Consider the following 24,219-nt stretch of genomic DNA (forward strand, 5'->3'; position numbering starts at 1 on the left):
GATCTAGCGCCTAACGGCGTGGGGGTTCAAGTCCCTTCACCCGCATTTTATTTAGCCGGCTTAGCTCAGTTGGTAGAGCATCTGATTTGTAATCAGAGGGTCGAGGGTTCAACTCCTTTAGCCGGCATTAAGAGTTTTTTAACTCTTTTTTAATTTAAAAATTAAAATAAAGTTTGCGGAAGTAGTTCAGTGGTAGAACATCACCTTGCCAAGGTGGGGGTCGCGGGTTCGAACCCCGTCTTCCGCTTTTGTTATGTCACATAACAAAAGAAGTATTAAGACCAGTTTGTAATGCGCCGGGGTGGCGGAACTGGCAGACGCACAGGACTTAAAATCCTGCGGTAAGTAATTACCGTACCGGTTCGATTCCGGTCCTCGGCATTTTTATTAGATTACTAATAAATGAGCACCCATAGCTCAATTGGATAGAGTACCTGACTACGAATCAGGCGGTTAGAGGTTCGACTCCTCTTGGGTGCATGTATTATCCCGGGAAGTAGCTCAGCTTGGTAGAGCACTTGGTTTGGGACCAAGGGGTCGCAGGTTCGAATCCTGTCTTCCCGATATTATAACCGGTAAAAGCTAAACATTTAATGTTTAGCTTTTTTTGTATAGAATAACGAGTCTTTTTTTTGCATTTCTAGATAGGGTTTTAGTATAATGAAATAAGTCAAATAAAGTCAGTTTATTGGGAGGGAAATAGATGTGGGGAGTAAAAACATGTCAGATGCTATTGAAAGTCATATAAAAGATATTTTAAATGAAAAAGATATGATTGAAATTAAGCGTGTAGAGTTAGCTCACTATTTTTGTTGTGTACCGTCTCAAATAAATTATGTTATAAATACACGTTTTACGATAAGTCAAGGCTATATTGTTGAGAGCAAGCGTGGTGGCGGTGGCTTTATTAGGATAAAAAAAGTTATCCATACGGAACATAGCGTTTTGCTTGATTTGAAAAGAAATTTAGAAGATGAGTTAACCGAGCAAGAAGCTGAATGGATGCTTCATAAATTGGTTGAGTTTAAATTAATAACAGTTAGAGAAAAAGAGTTAATGAAGGCTATATTTATAAGATCTGTATTGTCTAATAATTCTCAAAGTGATTTAAAAATAAGAGCAAACATGATGGAGACGTTATTGGAACGTCTTGGCTATGAAGAGAGGGAATAAATAATGGAACAATTTTTTACTGAAAGAGCGAAAACAGTCTTGGTTTTGGCCCAGGATAATGCACAATATTTTAAGCATCAATCGATTGGAACAGAACATCTTTTATTTGCATTAGTAGCTGAAGAAAATGGAATAGCTGGGAAAATTCTCAGACAGTCAGGTATGTCAGAAAAATATATTATTGAAGAAATTGAAAAAATAACAGGATATGGTTCTACAAAAGGAAGGTCTAATGATCGTTTCTTACCTTATTCACCTCGAGCTAAAAAGGTTTTGGCTTTTTCAGGAGATGAATCTAAGCGTCTAGGGGCACCTAGTATTGGGACCGAACATATTTTATTGGGACTATTAAGAGACGAGGAAGTATTAGCAGCTCGTATTCTTCAAAATTTTGGCTTGAGTTTAGCTAAAACACGTCAATATATCCTTAAAACGATTGGTGTTACTGAAAATAGAGGAATGAAGACTACTAAAAAAGGTATTTCTCAAGATAAAGTTAATGATGTTTCGGGGAGTTTAACTCCTACGCTAGATTCACTTGCACGTGATTTAACAAGTTATGCTCGTTCAAATAAAATTGATCCGGTTGTGGGTAGAAGTAAGGAAATTGAGAGAATTATTCAAGTTTTATGTAGACGAACAAAAAATAATCCTGTTTTAGTAGGAGAGCCAGGTGTTGGTAAAACAGCTATTGCAGAAGGATTAGCTCAAAAGATAGTGATGGGTGAAGTGCCAGAGGAAATTGCTAAGAAACGCTTAATGATGCTTGATATGGGTTCAATGGTTGCAGGGACAAAATATCGCGGTGAATTTGAAGATAGAATGAAAAAAATTATTGAAGAAATTTACCAAGATGGCAATGTTATCCTATTTATTGATGAGTTGCATACTGTTATTGGTGCAGGTGGAGCTGAGGGTGCAATCGATGCCTCAAATATTTTGAAACCAGCTCTAGCTCGTGGAGAACTTCAAACAATTGGTGCGACAACTTTAAATGAGTATCAAAAATATATTGAGAAAGATACGGCTCTTGAGCGACGTTTTGCGAAGATTATGGTTGATGAACCAACAGCTGATGAAGCTATTGAGATTTTAAAAGGATTGAAAGGTCATTATGAGTCGCATCATAATGTTGCAATTACTGAAGCGGCAGTCGAAGCGGCAGTTAGCTTATCAATTCGTTATTTGCCAACGCGTCAATTACCAGACAAGGCTATTGATTTAATTGATGAAGCAGCATCGAAGGTTAGATTGAGTATTGTTCGTAAAAAATCACGCTTTGCTGTTCTAGAAGAGGCGTTAGTTGCGATTAAACAAGAAAAATTAGAAGCAATTCAAAACCAAAATTTTGAATTGGCATCGGAATTACGTCAAAAAGAAAAGAAACATGAGAAGAAATTAGAAACGTATATTGAATCACAAGCTGATAAAGTTGCTAATTATGATATTGAAGTTCAAGCTGAAGATATTGCTGAAGTGATATCACAGTGGACCGCTATTCCTCTACAACAACTAGAGAAAAAAGAGAGTGAACGTTTATTAAATTTAGAGTCTGAACTACATAAACGAGTGGTGGGGCAAGAAGAAGCCGTTGGAGCTGTCTCTAGAGCTGTTAGAAGAGCGCGTAGTGGACTTAAAGATCCTAAGAGACCTATTGGGTCATTTATCTTCTTAGGGCCTACAGGAGTCGGTAAAACGGAATTGGCAAAAGCCCTAGCTGAAACAGTCTTTGGTTCAGAGGATGCTCTAGTGAGAGTGGATATGTCTGAATTCATGGAAAAACATAGTACGAGTCGTTTGATTGGTTCACCTCCTGGTTATGTTGGGTATGACGAGGGTGGACAGTTATCAGAAAAAATTCGTCAAAAACCTTATTCAGTTATATTATTCGATGAAATTGAGAAGGCACATCCTGATATCTTTAACATATTACTCCAAGTATTAGATGATGGTTACTTAACAGATACTAAGGGACGCAAAGTTGATTTTAGAAATACTATTATTATTTTAACGTCGAATGTGGGAGCAACGGCTCTTAAAGAAGAGAAATCAGTTGGGTTTAATGCCTCTGATGTGACTAAAGATCATAAAGCAATGAAGAGTCGCGTTTTAGAGGAATTGAAAAAAGCCTTCAAGCCGGAATTTTTAAATAGAATTGATGAAACGATTGTTTTCAAATCATTAGATAAAGAAGAATTAAGAGAAATTGTTAAGATTCTAAGTCAATCTGTTGTGGACCGTCTAGTTGACCAAGATGTGAAGCTTAAATTAACAACCGCAGCATTAGACATTATTGGTAAAGAAGGATTTGACCCAGAGTATGGTGCGCGTCCGATAAAACGTGCCTTACAAAAAGAAGTAGAAGACCGATTAAGTGAGGCGTTGCTTGCTGGAGATATTGCACAAGGTGACAAGGTTACAATTGGTGCAACTAAGGGTAAGGTTACGTTAACAGTAGGTTAAAAGCACTTGCGAAATTTCACAAAAAGGGTTAAAATTTAAGGTATAAAATTACAATAACTTTTATAAGTTGGTAGGTGCAAAACCAAAGCCCCTACCAACTTTTTGCGTTTTTTTACGCATTTTATTAAAAATGGAGGCGAGTAGAATGGCAATTGAGATTACGACAACGGTTGAGTCACTAGCTCAAGCGAAGGCTTTACTTGAAAGCGGAGTAGATGCTATTTATTTTGGTGATGAAAAATTTGGTTTGAGATTACCTGCTTATTTTTCTAGAGAAGAGCAAAAAGAATTAGTGGCGTTAGCACATGGTTATGGAAAAAAGGCGATTATCGCAGTAAATGGGATTATGCATCCAGAGAAAATGCTAGATATTCCGGAATACCTAACATTTTTAAAAGAAATTAAAGTAGACCAGATTACGGTTGGGGATACGGGGGTTATTTTCTTACTTCAGAAAAATGAAGTTAAGATCCCTTATATCTATGATGCACATACACTAGTAACAAGTGCGCGCCAAATTAATTTTTGGGGTAAACGTGGTGCGGTAGGTGCGGTTGTTGCACGTGAGGTTCCATATTTGGAAATGAAAGAAATGGCTGAGAAATTGACAGTTTTCGGTGAAGTTTTAGTATACGGCGCAACATGTATTCATCAATCAAAGCGTCCTTTAGTAGAGAATTTCTTCTCGTACATTAAGAGTGACGATAGTGTGGGGAAAGAGCGGGGGTTATTTATCTCTGAACCTAAGAAAGAGGATACACATTATTCAGTTTATGAAGACGAACATGGGACACATATCTTTGCAGATAGTGATGTTAACTTGATGACAGAGTTGGACAAGCTAAATGAGATTGGAATTACACATTGGAAGTTGGATGGTATCTATAGTCCAGGTGACAACTTTGTTGAGATTACGACGTTATTTATTGAAGCAAAAGAGTTAATTGAAAAAGGTGAATGGTCAGAAGGTGTTGCTCAAAGTTTGACGAATAAAGTCATCGAGTTACATCCAAATGAGCGTAGCTTAGATACAGGATTCTTCTTAATGGATCCAGATGAAGTGAAATAGGAGGGAATAATAATGGATAAAACAACATTAAAACGTCCTGAGGTGCTAGCACCAGCAGGGACTTTAGAGAAATTGAAAACAGCGATTCATTACGGAGCAGATGCTGTATATATTGGGGGAGACGCTTACGGCCTTAGAAGTCGTGCGGGTAACTTTAGTTTTGAAGAAATGGCAGAAGGTGTCGCTTTTGCAAAAGAATATGATGCTAAAGTCTATGTTGCAGCGAATATGGTTACACATGAGGGGGATGAAGTAGGAGCAGGTGAGTTCTTTAGAACGTTGCGTGATATTGGTATTAATGCAGTTATCGTATCAGACCCAGCTTTAATTGAAATCTGTGCCACAGAAGCACCAGGGTTACCAATCCACTTGTCAACGCAAGCTTCAGCAACAAACTATGAGACATTAGAGTTTTGGAAAAATGAAGGATTAGAGCGTGTGGTATTGGCGCGTGAAGTGTCAATGGAAGAGGTTGCGGCAATTCGTGAGAATACGGATATTGAAATTGAAGCGTTCATCCATGGGGCGATGTGTATTTCGTATTCAGGTCGTTGTACGTTATCTAATCATATGTCTAAGCGTGATGCTAACCGTGGTGGGTGTTCTCAATCTTGTCGTTGGAAATATGATTTGTTTGATATGCCATATGCAGGTGAGCACCGTTCTCTTCTAACAAATGGTGAAATCGAAGATGAACCGTTTTCAATGAGTGCGGTTGATATGTCGATGATTGAACATATTCCTGATTTAATTAAAAATGGCGTAGATAGTTTTAAAATTGAAGGGCGTATGAAATCTATTCACTATGTATCTACTGTAGCTAATGTTTATAAAAAAGCGGTTGATACCTATATGGAAGACCCAGAAAATTATGTCTGCAAACAAGAATGGGTAGATGAATTATGGAAAGTAGCTCAGCGTGAGTTAGCAACTGGGTTCTATTATCAAACCCCAACTGAAGAAGAACAATTATTCGGTGAGCGTCGTAAAATTCCGGTTTACAAATTTATTGGTGAAGTGATGAGCTATGATGATGCAACTGGATTAGCAACAATTCGTCAACGTAATCATTTTAAAATTGGGGATGAAATCGAATTTTATGGTCCTGGTTTTAATCATTTTTATCAAAGTGTTGAAGAGATGTGGAATGAGGAAGGTGAAGCAATTGACCGTGCTCCAAATCCAATGATGTTATTAACAATGCCAGTGGCACAGCCTGTAAAACCTGGTGATATGATTCGTAAGAAAAAATAACCAGTTATCAAACAGATTAATTGCCTTACGTAGTAGGTGATGAGTATAATCAAATTGGGTAATAGTGTAGAGGAAAGGAGGACTGACTTATTAAAGAGTTTGACTATATTGTTGTTGGTGGCGGTAGTGGTGGTATTGCTACAGCTAACAGAGCTGCCATGCACGGCGCGCGAGTGTTATTAGTAGAAGGTCAACATTTTGGTGGGACATGCGTTAATGTAGGATGTGTGCCTAAAAAAGTAATGTGGAATGCTGCACAGATGAGAGAATCAATAGTGCTAGACAGTAGTAGCTATGGTATTGATGCGCCGCTTAATAAGTTTGACTTTAAGACGTTAGTAGCTAATCGAAATAGCTATATTGACCGTTTGAGAGGCCTTTATGCAAAAGGATTAGCGTCAAATAACATAACCGTTGAAAAAGGTTATGCTAAGTTTAAAGACAAACGAGTTATTGAAGTAAATGGAAATGAGTACACGGCTCCGCATATTGTGATAGCAACAGGTGGACGTTCACGTTTTCCAGATTTACCAGGGAGTGAGTTGGGTATCGACTCTGATGGTTTCTTCGCCTTGGATAGTTTGCCAGAAAAGGTAGTAATTGTTGGTGCAGGCTATATTGCCGTTGAGATAGCTGGTGTTTTAAATGGATTAGGATGTGAGGTGCATCTTGCTTACCGCCATGACCGTCCATTAAGACAGTTTGATGAAACGATTGTTGAGGCTATGCTAGCTATTTATGAGCAAGAAGGGATTAAGTTACATCCTAATTCAGCTCCAACTAAAGTAGAGGAAGTGGCTAATGACCAAGTAACAGTGTCCTTTGACAACCAAATAGAGGTAACAGCAGATAAAGTAATTTGGGCAATCGGTCGTATTCCAAATACAGACCGTATTGGCTTAGAAAAAGTTGATGTTCAGTTAACAAAAGAAGGGTATATTGAGGTCGATGAGTATCAGCAAACTTCTCAAGAAGGCATTTATGCTGTGGGAGATATTATTGGTAAGGTTGACTTAACTCCAGTTGCGATTGCAGCCGGTCGTCAATTAGCAGAGCGTTTATTCAATGAAAAAACAACAGCCAGGGTTGACTACACAAATGTTCCAACAGTTATTTTTAGTCATCCTGCAATTGGTACTATTGGGCTATCTGAAACAGAGGCTAAGGCGCAATATGGTTCTGAATCAGTTAAAGTTTATCAGTCACAATTCAACCCAATGCAGTATGCTCTTCAAGAGCGTAAAGTAAAAGCAACTGTTAAATTGGTCTGTGTTGGTGCAGAAGAACGAGTTGTCGGTTTACACGGTATTGGGGTTGGCATGGATGAGATTATTCAAGGTTTTGCTGTTGCCATTAAGATGGGGGCAACGAAACAGGATTTTGATGATACAGTTGCGATTCATCCCACGGCTGCGGAAGAATTTGTTACGTTAAGATAGCCAGAAATTTGATAATTAGTAAAAAAATTAAATTTCTATTTTAGAGTAAGATGTTTTATAATAGTTAGGTAATAATAATAATTACAATATATAAAAAACTTAAAGGAGGTTCTTTACGTGGATGTATTAACATTAGCACGTATTCAGTTTGGGATGACCACAGTTTTCCATTTTCTTTTTGTGCCATTATCAATTGGTTTAGGATTAGCTGTTGCCATCATGGAAACGATGTACGTCGTAAAGAAAGACAAGGTTTACAAAGACATGGCGAAGTTCTGGGGAAAAATCTTCCTATTAAGCTTTGCAGTTGGTGTCGTAACAGGGATTATTCAAGAGTTCCAATTCGGTATGAACTGGTCTGAATATTCTCGTTTCATGGGTGATATCTTCGGAGCACCGTTAGCAGTAGAGGCATTATTAGCATTCTTTATGGAATCAACATTTATTGGGTTATGGGCATTTACTTGGGATAAAGTAAGTCCAAAACTTCACGTTGTATTCATGTGGTTAGTTGCTTTAGGGTCAACTTTATCAGCTCTATGGATTTTAGCAGCGAACTCATTTATGCAAAATCCTTCAAAAGAAATTTTTAGTATTAATGAAGTGACAGGTCGTGCGGAATTAGAAAGTTTTGGTGCATTATTAAAAAATCACCAACTATGGTTAGAATTCCCACACGTTATCTTTGGAGCATTTGTTACAGGTGGTTTCATTATCGCAGGTATCTCAGCTTGGAAGATGTTACGTAAGGAAGATACTGTTTTCTTCCAAAAATCAATGAAAATTGGTTTAGTAATTGGTTTAATTTTCTCAGTGGCAACAATTGCTGTTGGTCATGAGCAAACTCAAGCTATCATCGAAGACCAACCAATGAAATTTGCTGCAACAGAAGGTATCTACCAAGATACTGAAGATCCAGCACCGTGGAAACTAATCGGTTTGATGGATGAAAAAAATCGTACAGAAGGACCATCTATTGAAATTCCATACTTATTAAGTATTTTAGGAAGTTCTCATGAAGGTAGCTTTAAAGGTATGAACACTATTAATGAAGAGTTAAAAGAAAAATATGGGGATAAAGCAAATGATTATTATGTTCCTGTTAATGCATTGTTCTGGAGCTTCCGCTTCATGGCAGGTTTTGGTTCATTAATGGCTTTATTATCTGTAGTTGGATTGTTCTTATTAAGAAAAGAAAAATTACAAAAAATGAAATGGTTATTAGTCATTATGGCGTTATGTACATTTGCACCATTTATTGCGAACACATCAGGCTGGTTAATCACTGAATTAGGTCGTTATCCATGGACTGTTTACGGGTTATTCACAATTGCAGATAGCGTTTCACCAAGTGTGACAGCGGGGCAATTGATGTTCTCAAATATCATGTTCTTCTTAATCTTTGCTTTATTAGGGGGCGTTTTAGTCTTCCTAATTCAACGTACAGCTAAATATGGTCCGTACGCTGAAGAAAAAGAAGAAGAAACAATCGATCCTATGTCGAAGGAGGCGTTCTAATATGACTGGTTTAGAATTGTTATGGTTCGTCTTAATCGCCGTGCTATTTATTGGCTTCTTTGTTCTTGAGGGCTTTGACTTTGGTGTCGGTATGGCAATGAAATTAGTTGCTAAAAATCGTCAAGAACGTGACGTTTTAGTTAACTCAATTGGACCTGTTTGGGATTCAAATGAGGTATGGTTAATTACTGCGGGTGGTGCTTTGTTTGCATCATTCCCAGAGTGGTATGCTACGTTATTTAGTGGATATTACATCGTATTATTCTTAATTTTATTCGGTCTAATTTTACGTGGGGTGTCATTTGAATTCCGTCATCACATGGAAACAAAACGTGGCCGTAATATATGGGAATGGGCAACATTTATTGGAAGTCTTACAACTCCATTCTTATTTGGTTTAATGTTTACAAGTTTAGTTCGCGGTATGCCTATTGCAGATGATAAAAACATTTACGCTAGTTTTGGCGATTATGTTAATATCTTCTCAGTTGTAGGTGGTATTGCTGTAACATTAGTATGTTTCTTACAAGGTTTAAACTATATTCGCTTGAAAACAGATGGTCCAATTCGTCATCGTGCTCATCATGTAGCAAAACGTTTATACCCAGTATTATTTGTTGGTTTAGTAGTATTTGCAGGTCTTTTATGGGCGAATACAGACTTCTTCGACAAACGTCCGGTATCAACTTTAATTCTTTTAGTAGTTGTGGTATTAATGGCTGTTGTAGCAGCTTACGGTACTTACAAAGATAAAGAGATGGTATCATTTGTTGGAACAAGCGGTATCTTAGCAGGGATTGTAGTCCTGTTATTCAACGGTATGTTCCCACGTGTTATGATCGGCTCAACAGGCTATGATTTATTAATCACAGACGCTGCGAGCACACCGTACACATTAAAAGTGATGACAATTGTAACTTGTATTTTATTACCAGTTGTTCTTGCTTACTTAGTTTACACGTATTACACATTCAGAAAGAGAATACACGCAGAAAAAATCGAGGGATAATTCTAATGATTGATAAAAATCTTTTTAAGATCAATAAAATTAGACCTGTATTGATAGGGCTTGCGGGACTTGCTGTCCTGCAGGCTCTTTTGATTATAGGTCAGGCTTATTTTTTAGCAAAAGGTATCAGTAATGTATGGGCCGGTAAATCAGTGAAAGCTCAGCTAATGTACGTCGGTTTATTTTTTATATGTTTTATGATGCGACAGGTTGCTAATTACGGCAAGGACCGTTTTTTAGACAGTTATGCTTACAAGGAAACAAAGATTATTCGCCAACAGTTACTAAAAAAAGTTTTTTCTTTAGGGCCTAATTTTGTTCAAAAAGAAGGAACAGGTAATATGGTAACGATGGCAATTGAGGGCGTTAGTCAGGTAGAAGATTACATCACAATCATCTTGCCTAAGATTACAAATATGATGATTGTGCCGTGGATTATTGCGGCATTTGTTTTTACTCAGGATATTAAATCAGCTATTACGTTGCTCGTTGTTTTTCCAATTATTATTATTTTCATGATTGTATTGGGATATGCAGCTCGAGCTAAAGCTGATAAGCAATATGAAGGGTTTCAACGTTTAAGCAATCATTTTATTGATTCGCTTAGAGGATTAGAAACATTAAATTTATTAGGGTTAAGCAAACGTTATGGGAAAAATGTTTACCAAGTGAGTGAAAATTATCGTAAAGCCACAATGAGCACATTGAAGATTGCGATATTATCAACGTTTGCCTTAGATTTCTTCACCACCTTATCTGTAGCGGTTATTGCGTTATTTTTAGGTTTAAATTTAATTGAAGGGCAAATGAGTTTGTTCCCAGCATTAACAGTTTTAATTCTAGCACCAGACTTTTTCTTACCGATTCGTGATTTTGCGAATGATTATCATGCTACGTTAAATGGTGGAAATACGTTGAAGAGTATCTTTGCTGTATTAGATGTTGAAGAACCAACGGATAATACAGAGTCATTAACTCATTTTACGGGCTGGACACCTACAAGTGACTTAGAGCTAAAGGATGTAGCTGCGAGTTATGATGCTTCTATTGAGAAGGATGCGCTTGAAGGGCTTAACCTCAAGTGGCAGGGTTACGGTAAAATTGGTGTGGTTGGTCTATCTGGATCAGGTAAGTCAACATTAATTAAAGTTATAGGTGGATTTTTAAATGGAACACCATCAAGTGAAATTAGAGTAAATGATGAAACAGTAACTAGTTTAAATAACAGTAACTGGCAAAAGAATTTATTCTATGTTCCTCAAAATCCATATATATTCCATGGGTCGTTCAGAGAAAATATCAATTTCTATGTTCCTAATGCGACAGATTCTGCTGTATTAGAAGCAGTTAGCCAAGCTGGTTTAACCTCACTTTTAAGCGAGCTACCAGAAGGTTTAGAGACGGTTATTGGTGAAGGTGGACAAATGTTAAGTGGTGGACAAATGCAGCGTGTAGCTCTTGCTAGAGCGTTTTTAGATAACAGTCGAAAAATCATGTTGTTCGATGAACCAACCGCACATTTAGATATTGAAACAGAAGCGGAATTAAAAGAAACAATATTGCCATTAATGGAAGATAAATTAGTTTTCTTTGCGACACATCGCTTACATTGGATGAAAGAAATGGATTATATTTTAGTCATGAAAGATGGTTGTATTGTTGAGCAAGGGACTTATTCAGAATTACTAGCTCAAGAGGGCGTTTATAAGGAATTTGTAAATGAAATTAGAGGGGGGAGCGAGAACAATGGCTAATGAACCAAAACAAGAGCGTTTATTATTAACCAAACAAGATACATGGGTTCGCCCCTTCTTTAAAAAATACAAACGTCTATTAGCATTAGTATTATTTCTAGGGCTAATGACCTTCTTTGCAGGTAGTGCGTTGATGTTTACATCAGGTTTCTTGATTAGTAAATCAGCAACTCGCCCGTGGAATGTTTTAGTGGTCTATGTTCCTATTGTTTTAACACGTGCCTTTGGTATTGGCCGTCCAGTCTTTCGTTATACTGAACGATTAGGAAGTCATAATTGGGTTTTAAAAATGACTTCGGATATACGTTATAAGTTGTATCGTTCATTAGAATCGCGAGCAAGCCAATCAAAAGAAGAATTTCAAACGGGAAGTATATTGGGAATTCTAGCAGAAGATATTGAGCATATTCAAAATCTTTATTTGAGAACAATTTTTCCAACGTTAATTGGATTGTTATTGTATGTTTTAATTGTTGTCATGTTAGGATTTTTCTCAATCCCATTTGCGCTAATGATTGCGTTATTATTAGGTATCCTGATTATCGTGTTACCTTTAACATCAGTTGCGATTAATCGTGCCAAAATTTATCGCCGTAAGTATAAACGTCATGTGTTATATAACCAATTGACAGATTCTATTTTAGGTGTAGGAGATTGGCAATATAGTGGCCGTTATGATGAATTTTTAACACGCTATAATGAGTCTGAGTCAGCTGTTAGAGAAGAAGATATTAAATTAAATCGTTACACTCGTTTCCAAGATTTAGTTATTCAATTTGTTTTTGGGTTAATTGTATTAGCTATATTTTTCTGGGCGGGTACGTACTTTGGTGATAAAGGAGGCAGTGCCTTGAACTGGGTAGCAGCCTTTACTTTAGCAGTATTCCCACTGATGGATGCTTTCTCTCCTATTAGTCAAGGTGTGACTGAGTTACCGATGTATGAAGATTCAACAAAACGTCTACATGAGTTACCTCAAGTTGAAGATGAAGAAACAGCTATTGCTTCAGAATTGACTGATTTGTCATTTGACCAATATGATGTTTGTTTAGAAGATGTTTCGTTTAATTATCAATCAGAAGGTAAAGTGATTTTATCTGATTTTAGTTTAACTATTCCGACAGGGCAAAAAATTGCGGTATTAGGAAAAAGTGGAACGGGTAAAACGACTTTAACGAAACTCATTCGTCATGATTTAGTTCCGGATAAAGGAATGATCACTATTGGAGGTCATGCTGTTTCAGAGATAGCAGATATGTCACCGCATGTGGGAGTTCTGAACCAAGCGCCTCATTTATTTAATACAAGTATCTTAAATAACGTTCGTCTAGGGAATGTTGAGGCAACGGATGAAGAAGTCTTTCAAGCGATTAAGCAAGCGGGATTACAGCCTGTTATTGATGCTTTACCTAATGGGGCAGATACAGTAGTTGAAGAAGCGGGACAACGTTTTTCTGGCGGGGAGCAACAACGTATTGCGTTAGCTCGTATTTTATTACAGAAAGTTCCAGTTGTTATTGTAGATGAACCAACAATCGGTTTAGATCCTATTACAGAGAATGCTTTACTTACAACAGTATTTGATGTATTAAAGGATAAAACTGTTATTTGGGTCACACATCACTTGATGGCAATTGAAAAAGCTGACCGTGTTATTTTTATTGAAGAGGGAGCTATCAAGATGGATGGTTCACCACAAGAGTTGAAACAAACCAACGAGCATTATCGTCATTTGTTGAGTTTAGATTATAATTAAAAAAATACCTGTTGCGTAAGCAACAGGTATTTTTTATTTAATCATTACGATGAAGTAATTTTGTCGTAACGGTTAAGATGATTTCTTTTTCTGGAATATTAGGGAGTTTATTAATTTCAGAAAGAGCTTTATTAGTATAGCGTTCTGCTAATTTTGAAGCTTTTTCAATGCCGCCAAATGTTTGAATACCTTTAACAATATAAGCAATTTCATCATCTGTTAAATCACGGTCATCATTTAAGATTGAAAAATAATCTGGGTTTTCTTTAATAGCATAGATAAGGGGGAGTGTATAGTTACCATTTTTAATATCTTCTAAAACAGGCTTATGAAAATCTTCTTCAGTAGAAGAATAATCTAGAACGTCATCTAGTATTTGAAAAGCCATACCAATATTATATCCGATACGTTGGGCAATCAACTGAACACGTTTTGAAGTGTTAGCGAAATGAGCTCCTTCATAGCAACTTAACTGGAATAACTGTGCTGTTTTACCTTGGATATGCTGTAAATATTGTTTAATTGTAATATTCGGATTGTTTTTTAGATGGAGCTGGTCTAATTCGCCAATTAATATTTTTCTCATATTTACAGAATTTCGCTCTAAGGTAGAAAGATCTTTCGACGCTCCGCTTAGCAGTTGGAAATAAACCGTAAATAAGAAATCACCGGCATAGACTGCAATATCTTTGCCGTATAAGGCTTGGATAGATGGTAAATCTCTTCTAACGGGTGATTCATCAATAATATCATCATGAACGAGAGTCGCTGCATGTAAAATTTCTAATGAGGCAGCGTACTGAAGTCGACGCTTTCCGTTAGGCGCTTCACCAAATTTTGAAAATAATAAAAAGTAAGCGGGTCTTAATAGTTTTCCGCCAGATTTAAAAAATAATTGAAGGGCTTCGGTCATTTCTTTGTTACGAATTTTGACAGAGGACATCATTATTTTTTGTGTTTCAGTTAATTCTTTTTGGATGGTTGGGAATTGGTCCCATATTGGATGAATCGCCATGTTAGGCCTCCTACACTATTCTTTACACTGTCTTCAATTTAGCTTAAAATGAAGCAAGTGTCAATTGATTGATACATAAAATTAAAATATAATTGTTTGGTCGGTATGTGACTATCAAGTAGGAGAAAGTAGGGCGATAGAGATGTCATTTAAGATTTTTGCTGAGTTAATTGAATTAAAGGCAAAAACAGCAAGTGTCTTCCCATTTGTATTAGGAATGGCGTATAGTTGGTATCATTACCAGCAAGTAGATTGGTTAAATATGTTGTTATTTTTTATTGCAATGTTGTTATTTAATATGGCAGTAGATATTTTGGATAATTATATGGATTATCATAATGCGACAGATAAACATGATTATAAAGAAGAAACTAATATTATAGGACGAGAAAATTTATCATTGCCTCTAATTCGCAATATGATCCTTTTCTTAGTTGGAATATCAGCTGCGATGGGTGTCTATTTAGCCTCACAGACGAGTTGGGTAGTCTTATGGTTAGGAATTCTTAGTTATTCGGTGGGAATTTTTTACTCAGCAGGACCTATTCCGCTATCGAGTTTGCCTGTAGGGGAAGTTGCCTCAGGTGTTACGATGGGCTATGTTATTCCACTCATTTGTGTGTATTTAAATATATATGACCGTACTCCCTTTACATGGGGATTAGCTGGACAAGTATTAATGATTGCATTACCTGCTGTATTTGCTATTGCGAATCTGATGTTAGCTAATAATACGTGTGATTTAGAAGAAGATATTTTAAATAATCGTCATACTTTAGTCTATTATATAGGTAAGAAAAAAGCGATTCAGTTATTTTGGTTTTTAGCATTAGCACCTTTTGTAATAGCGACACTTTCGGTTTTAGTTGGAATTGTGCCCTGGACAGTGTTATTGATGTGGTTAGCATTTCCAATTGTCTTTAAAAATACGAAGCGTTTTTCGGATAAGCAAATTAAGACAGAAACATTTCCTTTAGCGATTAAAAACTTAGCACTTACGATGTTACTATATGCTATTTTATTCGTTATTGGTGTTATAATTTAATTTAAAAAGGAAGATGAGTTTACTCCTCTTCCTTTTTTTATTCGGTTATTATTTGCACAATTTAAGGAAGTGTTGTAAGATTAACATATGAAAAAGATTTCATATGTTAATCTTAAATTAATCAAAAGAGAGAAGGAAATCAGATGTCACACGACCACGGAGCGACTGAAACTCAAGAGCAGCATCATGAACATAATCATGGAAAGATGCCACTTATATTATTTTTTGTAGGACTTATTGCCTTTATTATTGCCTTATTTATGAGTGCAGGTGTATTAAAAAATGTGTTATATGTAGTAGCAATGTTAGCCGCAGGTTCTCATATTATTGAAGAAGGTATTTTAGATACTATTTCTTCTACTAAAGAAAAAGGGAAGTTTACTCCTAATGTTCATATTCTAATGACATTGGCAGCTATTGGTGCGATGATTATTGGTGATTTCCAAGAAGGAGCTTTACTGATTGTTATTTTTGCAGCGGCACATTTCTTAGAAGATTATGCTGAGGGTAAGAGTAAGAGAGAAATAACTAATCTAATGCAAATGAACCCAACAGAAGCACGTCTGATTAAAGCAGATGGCACAGTAGAAGTTGTTGAAGTAGCCTCATTAAAAATTGGAGACCAATTAAAAGTATTAAATGGTGATCAAGTTCCAACGGATGGTAAAATTATTTCTGGATATAGTTCAATCGATGAGTCATCAATTAATGGTGAAAGTGTCCCGGCTGAAAAAACAGTTGGCGATGAAGTTTTCGGTAGTACGATTAATGGAAATGGTTCATTTACAATGGAAGTAACTAAAGATTCTAGTGACACATTATTTGCTAAAATTATCGAATTGGTTGATCAATCTCAATCTAATATGACAAAAACGGCAACAAAGATTCAAAAATTAGAACCGGTTTATGTTAAAACGGTTTTAGTAGTTGTTCCTATTTTTATCTTATTAGCGCCAACGATTTTTGGTTGGTCATGGTATGAAAGCTTTTACCGCGGGATGGTCTTGTTAACTGTGGCCTCGCCGTGTGCTTTAGCCGCTAGTGCGGTTCCGGCAACATTGTCTGCAGTATCAAACTTAGCAAAACGAGGTGTTCTATTTAAAGGTGGCGCCTACTTATCAAATTTAGCAGATGTTAAAGCTGTTGCGTTTGATAAAACAGGAACCTTAACAGAAGGTAAACCTAAAGTAACAGATTATTTCTTTGAAGGTTCAACTGATGAAGCGTATATTGATATTATTGTTGGGATGGAAAAAACTGCAAATCATCCACTAGCGAACGCTATTTTAGAAAAATTTACAGCTAAAAATGATTTAACTTTAGATGTAGATAACCAAATCGGTAAAGGTTTAGTTACAACTTATCAAGGAAAAGCTTATAGAATTGGAAAACCAGATTCATTCACAACTGATTCAAATGAGATTGCGAAATTAAATCATGATTATGCAAGTGAAGGAAAAACAGTTGTCTATTTTTCTGAAGATGAAAAAGTTGTAGGGTTAATTGCAATGATGGATGTGCCAAATGAAGATGCTAAGAAAGTAATTAGCTATATGAAATCTCAAGGTGTACATACGACAATGATTACAGGTGATGCTGAAAAAACTGGTCAAGCTGTAGGAAATATGTTAGGTATGGATGAGATTATTGGAAATGTTTTGCCTGAGAATAAAGCAGCTATTGTAACAGAACAACAAGAGAAATACGGTGTAGTTGCGATGTTAGGTGATGGTGTAAATGATGCACCTGCTTTAGTACAAGCTGATATTGGTGTTGCTATGGGCGAAGGAACCGACATAGCCATTGACGTAGCAGATGCGGTATTGATGCAGAATGATCTAACAAAATTAAGCTATGCTCATAAAGTTGCAAAACGTCTAGATAAGATTGTATGGCAAAATATTTACTTCTCATTGGCAGTGATTGCCTTACTTATTGTTTTAAATATTTTCGGTAAAATGGATTTACCTTTAGGGGTTATCGCTCATGAAGGAAGTACAATACTAGTTATTTTAAATGGTTTAAGATTGTTATTACCAATAAAAGAATAAACAAAAAAGATACCAATTTTTAAATTGGTATCTTTTTTGTTAATAAGTAATAATCATATCATCTTCTTCATCAGGGACACCGATGATTTCAACGATGAGACGATGAGGTAAACAAATAGCAGTTTGACCGGGTTTACTTATCCACCCAGTATGAACGGCTATCTGATCAGGGCTGTTATCTTCCTTTACGCGGATACGACGCCCTTCCATTTCTACTATATTATATTGTTTTCCTTTAGGACGATAGGTTACTTCTTTATGTTTTGTAGAATCTGATAATTTAAAACGGTCCACTTCTTTACCATCAATAGAGATGACAGCAGTTGTTTCATCTGTTTTAATATCTTCACCTAGGGCATTATAGCCAAATAAAACATAAGGTATAAAAGATAAAATGATAAGACAAATAATAATAATCCCATCAAATATTTTAAATTGTTTTTTTATTTCGTTCCAAAACATCAGACTCACTCCAAACCAATGGTGGTTTATTTAAGATAAATTACTCTATATAGAGTAACTATAATAGAAGGATTAGTCAATAAATACTTAGCATAAACAAAGTTTTGTTTGTGAAACAGGCATTAAAATTGCTTATTCTGTTTGGTATGATGTATAATTTTTTCGAACAAAGATTAGGAGGAACTAGCCTTGGCTAACTATCAAGTATTATTATATTATCAATATGTCCCAATCGAGGACCCAAAAGAATTTGCAAAAGAACATTTAGAATTTTGCCGTTCATTAAACTTAAAAGGTCGTATTCTTGTAGGTGATGAAGGGATCAACGGTACTTTATCAGGTTTAGTAGAAGATACTGAAAAGTATATTGAAGCTATGCATCAAGATGAACGTTTCAAAGAGATGCTATTTAAAATTGATGCTGCGGAAGAGCATGCCTTCAAAAAAATGCATGTTCGTGCGCGTAAAGAGATTGTATCATTAAACTTAGAGGATGATTTAAATCCATTAGATTTAACCGGGCAATATTTATCACCCAAAGAATTTAAAGAAGCTATAGTTGATGAAAATACTATTGTTATTGATGCTCGTAATGATTATGAATATGACTTAGGACATTTTAGAGGATCAGTAAGACCGGATATCAGAAGCTTTAGGGAATTACCACAGTGGATGATAGACAATAAAGAAAAATTCATGGACAAACGAGTAGTAACCTATTGTACAGGTGGTATTCGTTGTGAAAAATTCTCAGGTTGGTTAGTTCGTGAAGGGTTTAAAGATGTTGGACAACTTCACGGGGGAATTGCTACATACAGTCGTGATCCTGAAGTTCGTGGTGATTTATGGGACGGCATGATGTATGTCTTTGATGAGCGTATCAGTGTTCCAATTAATCATGTAGAACATGTTGTCGTAGCAAAAGACTTTTTCGATGGTGAGCCATGCGAACGATATGTGAATTGTGCCAATCCTTTCTGTAATAAACAAATTTTTGCATCAGAAGAAAATGAAGATAAATATCTAAGAGGGTGTTCTGAAGAATGCCGCTGTCATGAAAAAAATAGATATGTATCAGAACATAATTTAACAAAAGACGAGTGGCAAGCAAGATTAGAAGTGCTTGGTGAAAGTCTTTAATATGAGGAGGAGAGTACGACTGTGCTTTCCTTTTTATTGTATGTTGGTTATAATGAACAGAAGAGTTTAAACTAGTTTATAAAATGGAAGGGTTGTCAAAATGGAGAAATTTTTTACGAAACAACGATTAACAGATTTGGCCTATGTCATAGTAGGGTCTTTTGTTTTAGCGTTATCAATCAACCTACTATTAGAACCAAATGATTTGGTAGCAGGTGGAGCTAATGGTATTAGTATTATCATTAAAAAATTATTTGGAATTGAGTTAGCTGTTACGCTTTATGCAATAAATATTCCTTTATTAGTATTATGTTTTGCTTTATTAGGAAAAGAAGTCGGGATGAAAACAATATTTGGAAGTATGATATATCCATTCTTTGTAGGATTAACAACTAATCTTCCGACACTTACAGAAAATCCGTTACTTGCAAGTATTTTTGGAGGTGTTATTACCGGATTAGGTTTAGGATTAGTATTTAAAGGAAATGCTTCAACAGGTGGAACAGCCATTATTTCTCAAATTGTCCATAAATATTTAAAACTACCACTAGGTATTGCGGTAACAGTAGTGGATGGGTTTGTAATTCTAGGTGCATGTTTAGCCTTTGATATTGATAAAGTATTGTATTCTCTAATTTGTTTATTTGTTATTGGTCGTGTAGTAGATATGGTTCAAGTTGGAATGGATCGTTCTAAGAATGTTCTTATTATTTCAGAAAAATTAGAAGATATTGAAACAATGATTTTAAAAGATATGGACAGAGGTGTTACAAAAATAGCTGTAACAGGTAGTTATAAACAAAATAATAAAGAAATGCTAATGTGTGTATTACCAGAAAAAGAATTTCATGATTTGAAAGAACATATTTTAGAAATTGATGAACACGGTTTTGTTGTTGTTATGCCTGCTAATGAAGTAATGGGTAAAGGATTTAGTATTTCAAAATAAAATATTGACGTGTTTCTACTATTATAAGGGCTTGTATTTCTCATAAGTCTTTATAATAGTTTTTTTGTTCAATTGATTTATTTTAACAAATGAACAAAAACAACTAAAAGTTCATACTTTCTTCATATTTAAAAGATAGAATAGTAGTTAAGTGTTTTGGTATTATTTTTAGTAAGTTAACTCTTATTCTTTATATTATTTTAATAAATTTTAAAAAATTAAAAATAAAAAAGAGACGTATTAAGAATTTCTATGTTATACTAATATAGAAATAAAGAGAAATAACAAATGCCAAACAAATGCCAAAAAAAAATAAAATTAATAGGTGATAATATGAAACGGACGACGCTTATATTCGCCACTATGTTGATGTTAGTAAGTAACTTGGTTACTCCAGCAATTGGATTAGCCGATGTTATTACTTCAAGCGATAGTAGTGTGACTGCGACAACAGAAGTTTCTGATAATCCAACGGAAGAAAGTTTGCCATCTGAAAATGGTAGCACTGAAAATCCGGGAGGGGAGATAGAAGTGCCAACCCCGCCAACAGGAGAAACTGAATTACCTGGGACAGGAACAACAGAAGCGCCTGAAACAGGAACAACAGAAGATCCTGGGATATCTGAGACAGAAACAACAGAACCTCCAATCACGGAGCCTGAAACATCAGAAACACAAAAACCAGAAACGTCGGAAACAGAGAAACCAGAGACGTCAGAAACACAAAAACCAGAAACGTCGGAAACAGAGAAACCGGAGACGTCAGAAACACAAAAACCAGAAACGTCGGAAACAGAGAAACCAGAGACGTCAAAACCGGAAAAGCCAAACAAGCCGAAGCCGGAAAAACCGAATAAACCAAAACCGGAAAAACCGAATAAACCAAAACCGGAAAAGCCAAACAAACCGAAGCCGGAAAAACCGAATAAACCAAAACCAGAAAAACCAAAACCAGGTGGAAATGTTTCTCATAAACCTTCAAGACCAAATGGTAATGTAGGTGGGTCAGGTGGAGAAATTCACATAACCACTAACCAAACATCACAAGAGTTTATCGATACAATTGGGCCGTTAGCTGCTGAAATTGGTGAAAAACAAGGTTTATATGCCTCAGTTATGATCGCACAAGCAGCTTTAGAAAGTGCTTATGGAAAAAGCGGTTTAGCTTCACCTCCAAATCATAATTTATTTGGTATCAAAGGATCATACAAGAATTCTTCAGTAAGTTTTGCCACTTTAGAAGATTCAGGTGCAGGGAATATGTACCAAATTGTTGCAGGTTTTAGAAGTTACCCAAGTTACAAAGAATCACTTGAAGATTATGCTGATTTAATTAAAAATGGAATTGCTGGAAATTCAAGTTTCTATGCCGGAACTTGGAAAAAGAATGCTAAGACATATAAAGAAGCAACAAGTTTCCTTACAGGAAGATATGCTACAGATACAAGTTATGATCAAAAATTAAATGGAATCATTAAAGCGTATGACTTAACTAAGTACGACAATGGGACTGAATCAAGTGAATTCGAAACAATTGAAACAACAGTAAAAATGCCAGCTAAGTTTTATCGTGTTCAAAACAACGATAGCTTACAAAAAATATCAACGAAACAAAAAGTTGAGTTAGATAAAATATTTGATTTGAATGAAGAAATTGAAAATCCAAATATGATTTATCCGGGTCAAAAAATTAAAGTAGCAAAAGAAAAAGAAATCAAAAAAATTATTAAACGTAAAAAAACTTCAAATAGAAGAATGCTTAAAGATCCAAATAAAGTAATTGAGTTAGCAAGAACATATATAGGAGTACCTTATGTATGGGGGGGGACAACACCACAAGGATTTGACTGTTCAGGATTAGTTCAGTATGTCTATAATAAATTAGGCGTATCCTTACCAAGGGTTACATATGATCAAGAATATGCTGGGAAAATCATCCCATTTGAACAATTAGAACCAGGAGATTTATTATTCTGGGGACAACGTGGAAGTACATGGCACGTTGCATTCTACTCAGGAGAGGGCAATATGATTATGGCCCCTCAACCAGGAGAATTTGTTAAAGAATTACCAATGAATCAATTTATGCCGGATTTTGCAATTAAAATTAAACAGAACCGTCTTTCACCAGATTGATAATGAAAAATCTCTTAGTTTGATGTCGACTGTGATGAAATCTAATAGTGATTGACTTGATTTTATTAATAGTTAATCATCCTTTTGTTAGGAAGTTACTTGGATGGATATATATTACTCGAGATAATATTTTATTCACCAATAATACTTGAACTTAATCGTATCAATATAATTTCTAGCTAAAATTTTATTGATAGGAATAGGTGCTAATAAAAGCTGTGCTTTTCTAATAATAGTAATCAATGAAATCATTTATTGGATTTCCTCATTTAGATGGATACTAATTGATTTTAGATTTAACAAACTTGTGATAGACAACCCTCTAGTATAAGGTACACATCTTTTGGAAAACAAATAATCTATTAGAATGATATTTTGTGAATAAAGACTTTCTAGGAATGCAGTAATATAATTAGTGATCAGTTCACTGATTAAACTCCGGCATAAGTTTGGTCGGTAAGCTGTGAGATAAGAGTAAGGCTGTAATTCGAGATAATTCGTTATGAATGGAAAATCAAACTAGTTTTTATGCGTTTTCTAAAAGACAAACTTTAGAGCAGCTGTTATCAGACTGCTATAATATGTGCTAAGTGATTATTTAGCGGTAATCACTTAGTGACATATTTTATATAATGAAATAGTTTGCGCTAATTCATTATCAATGTTATAATAAATATATAGAAATACCATCCGTATATTAAATAAAATTCGAAATACATCCCAGTATAATAGTTATAAAATAGTAACAGTATTAAACATACCAGTATAATAAAGAGATAAAAGAAATATGCCAGTATTAAAATGCCGAAGTAGTAAAACACACTAGTACAATAAAGAAATATGCCGAAGTATGTAAACAAACGAGTATAAAGTAAAAAATCAACAACACATGAAATATGCCAATATTAAAATGCCAAAGCAGTAAAACACACTAGTATAATAAAGAAATGAAAGTATATGCCAAAGTATGTAAACAAACGAGTATAAAGCAAAAAAATCAACAACACATGAAATATGCCAGTATTAAAATGCCGAAGCAGTAAAACACACCAGTATAATAAAGAGATAAAAGAAATATGTCGAAGTATGTAAACAAACGAATATAAAGATCAAGATTCAATGTAACGTGAAATATGCCAGTATCAAAATGCCAAAGCAGTAAAACACACTAGTATAATAAAGAGATAAAAGTATATGCCAAAGTATGTAAAAAATAAATGAGTAATAAAGATCCAGATTGAATATTATATAAAATATGCCAATATTAAAATATCTAAGTAGCAAAACACACCAGTATAATGAAAAGATAAAAGAAATATGTCGAAGTATGTAAACAAACGAGTACAAGATTAGGATTTAATAACACAGGAAATATGCCAGTATCAAAATGCCAAAGTAGTAAAACACACTAGTATAAAAAAGAGATAAAAGTATATGCCAAAGTATGTAAACAAACGAGTATAAAGTCAAAAATAAACAACACATGAAATATGCCAGTATTAAAATGTCAAAGCAGTAAAACACACTAGTATAAAAAAGAGACGAAAAAATATGCCGAAGTATGTATACTAACGAGTATAAGTTTAAGAGTCAATACAAGATGAAATATTCCAGTATAATAAAGGGATTGAAATACCATCAGAATTATATGGAAACATTCCGAATCCAGCCAAAAAATAAGATTTTTAGAAATTAGTAAAAAATGAAGTGTACTAGTATTAAAATATAAGTTTATGTAATATAAATATTTAGATATTCATTTTTCATATTGAATATATGCTGTAACAACAGTGGTTAAACTGATGTCTTTTATCAATATATATAATATGATGAACTGTTATATTGTTTGTATATCAACTTATTAGAATCACAGATAGATACTAAATAAACAACTATATATTTTAAGCGAGTATGATTATTTTTAAAAATCAACTTATTCACCTAAACAGAAGTAAAAAGAATGAATCTATTCTTTCAATATAATTG

16 protein-coding genes and 5 tRNA genes are annotated in these 24,219 nt (G+C 35.0%); 19 read left to right on the top strand and 2 right to left on the bottom strand.

Features of this window, described 5'->3' with window-relative positions:
• The first annotated feature begins 54 nt into the window (after window positions 1-54).
• The 14 genes from CBF31_RS10670 to cydC all read left to right on the top strand — a co-directional run bounded on the left by CBF31_RS10670 (window position 55) and on the right by cydC (window position 13,435).
• Window positions 55-127, top strand: a tRNA-Thr gene (locus tag CBF31_RS10670).
• A 48-nt stretch (window positions 128-175) separates the two neighbouring features.
• Window positions 176-247, top strand: a tRNA-Gly gene (locus CBF31_RS10675).
• A 48-nt stretch (window positions 248-295) separates the two neighbouring features.
• A tRNA-Leu gene (locus CBF31_RS10680) sits at window positions 296-381 on the top strand.
• A 25-nt stretch (window positions 382-406) separates the two neighbouring features.
• A tRNA-Arg gene (locus CBF31_RS10685) sits at window positions 407-480 on the top strand.
• A 10-nt stretch (window positions 481-490) separates the two neighbouring features.
• Window positions 491-564: transfer RNA gene (locus tag CBF31_RS10690), tRNA-Pro, on the top strand.
• A 156-nt stretch (window positions 565-720) separates the two neighbouring features.
• Window positions 721-1,173, top strand: a complete 453-nt coding sequence (locus tag CBF31_RS10695; RefSeq protein ID WP_245977962.1) for a CtsR family transcriptional regulator — start codon at window positions 721-723, stop codon at window positions 1,171-1,173.
• A 3-nt stretch (window positions 1,174-1,176) separates the two neighbouring features.
• On the top strand, window positions 1,177-3,636 hold the full coding sequence (locus CBF31_RS10700) for an ATP-dependent Clp protease ATP-binding subunit (RefSeq protein WP_126832869.1): 2,460 nt from the start codon (window positions 1,177-1,179) through the stop codon (window positions 3,634-3,636).
• Window positions 3,637-3,781: 145 nt separating this feature from the next.
• Window positions 3,782-4,705, top strand: a complete 924-nt coding sequence (locus CBF31_RS10705) for a peptidase U32 family protein (protein WP_126832871.1) — start codon at window positions 3,782-3,784, stop codon at window positions 4,703-4,705.
• A gap of 12 nt (window positions 4,706-4,717) precedes the next feature.
• Entirely contained in the window at window positions 4,718-5,959 is a 1,242-nt protein-coding gene (locus CBF31_RS10710; protein ID WP_126832873.1) for a peptidase U32 family protein, read from the top strand.
• A gap of 89 nt (window positions 5,960-6,048) precedes the next feature.
• On the top strand, window positions 6,049-7,398 hold the full coding sequence (gene gor, locus CBF31_RS10715) for a glutathione-disulfide reductase (protein WP_126832875.1): 1,350 nt from the start codon (window positions 6,049-6,051) through the stop codon (window positions 7,396-7,398).
• Window positions 7,399-7,515: 117 nt separating this feature from the next.
• Window positions 7,516-8,916, top strand: coding sequence for a cytochrome ubiquinol oxidase subunit I (locus CBF31_RS10720; protein WP_170167950.1), 1,401 nt, complete (start codon window positions 7,516-7,518; stop codon window positions 8,914-8,916).
• Between the two features lies 1 nt (window position 8,917).
• Entirely contained in the window at window positions 8,918-9,925 is a 1,008-nt protein-coding gene (gene cydB / locus CBF31_RS10725; RefSeq protein WP_126832877.1) for a cytochrome d ubiquinol oxidase subunit II, read from the top strand.
• Between the two features lie 5 nt (window positions 9,926-9,930).
• Complete coding sequence (cydD, locus tag CBF31_RS10730) at window positions 9,931-11,679, top strand: thiol reductant ABC exporter subunit CydD (protein ID WP_126832879.1); 1,749 nt, start codon at window positions 9,931-9,933, stop codon at window positions 11,677-11,679.
• Complete coding sequence (cydC, locus tag CBF31_RS10735) at window positions 11,672-13,435, top strand: thiol reductant ABC exporter subunit CydC (RefSeq protein WP_126832881.1); 1,764 nt, start codon at window positions 11,672-11,674, stop codon at window positions 13,433-13,435. Before cydD ends, cydC begins: the two co-directional genes overlap by 8 nt.
• A gap of 37 nt (window positions 13,436-13,472) precedes the next feature.
• On the opposite strand, the gene CBF31_RS10740 is transcribed toward cydC, so the two are convergent.
• A complete protein-coding gene (locus CBF31_RS10740) occupies window positions 13,473-14,450 on the bottom strand; it encodes a polyprenyl synthetase family protein (protein ID WP_126832883.1) in 978 nt (325 codons plus the stop codon).
• A gap of 142 nt (window positions 14,451-14,592) precedes the next feature.
• Here CBF31_RS10740 and CBF31_RS10745 point away from each other — a divergent pair, with 142 nt between their 5' ends.
• Window positions 14,593-15,495: a prenyltransferase gene (locus CBF31_RS10745; RefSeq protein ID WP_126832885.1), complete on the top strand. Its 903-nt coding sequence runs from the start codon at window positions 14,593-14,595 to the stop codon at window positions 15,493-15,495.
• 143 nt (window positions 15,496-15,638) lie between these two features.
• Window positions 15,639-17,546, top strand: a complete 1,908-nt coding sequence (locus tag CBF31_RS10750) for a heavy metal translocating P-type ATPase (protein ID WP_126832887.1) — start codon at window positions 15,639-15,641, stop codon at window positions 17,544-17,546.
• Window positions 17,547-17,585: 39 nt separating this feature from the next.
• On the opposite strand, the gene CBF31_RS10755 is transcribed toward CBF31_RS10750, so the two are convergent.
• The gene (locus tag CBF31_RS10755; RefSeq protein WP_126832889.1) at window positions 17,586-18,008 is read right to left on the bottom strand and encodes a NusG domain II-containing protein; all 423 of its coding nucleotides are present in this window, start codon (window positions 18,006-18,008) and stop codon (window positions 17,586-17,588) included.
• Window positions 18,009-18,197: 189 nt separating this feature from the next.
• Here CBF31_RS10755 and trhO point away from each other — a divergent pair, with 189 nt between their 5' ends.
• The 3 genes from trhO to CBF31_RS10770 all read left to right on the top strand — a co-directional run bounded on the left by trhO (window position 18,198) and on the right by CBF31_RS10770 (window position 22,233).
• Complete coding sequence (gene trhO / locus CBF31_RS10760; protein ID WP_126832892.1) at window positions 18,198-19,148, top strand: oxygen-dependent tRNA uridine(34) hydroxylase TrhO; 951 nt, start codon at window positions 18,198-18,200, stop codon at window positions 19,146-19,148.
• Window positions 19,149-19,248: 100 nt separating this feature from the next.
• On the top strand, window positions 19,249-20,097 hold the full coding sequence (locus CBF31_RS10765; RefSeq protein WP_126832894.1) for a YitT family protein: 849 nt from the start codon (window positions 19,249-19,251) through the stop codon (window positions 20,095-20,097).
• Window positions 20,098-20,385: 288 nt separating this feature from the next.
• Window positions 20,386-22,233: a glucosaminidase domain-containing protein gene (locus tag CBF31_RS10770; RefSeq protein WP_126832896.1), complete on the top strand. Its 1,848-nt coding sequence runs from the start codon at window positions 20,386-20,388 to the stop codon at window positions 22,231-22,233.
• Window positions 22,234-24,219 lie beyond the last annotated feature (1,986 nt).

This window comes from Vagococcus fessus (genome assembly GCF_003987565.1).
Classification (GTDB): Bacteria; Bacillota; Bacilli; order Lactobacillales; family Vagococcaceae; genus Vagococcus_D; species Vagococcus_D fessus.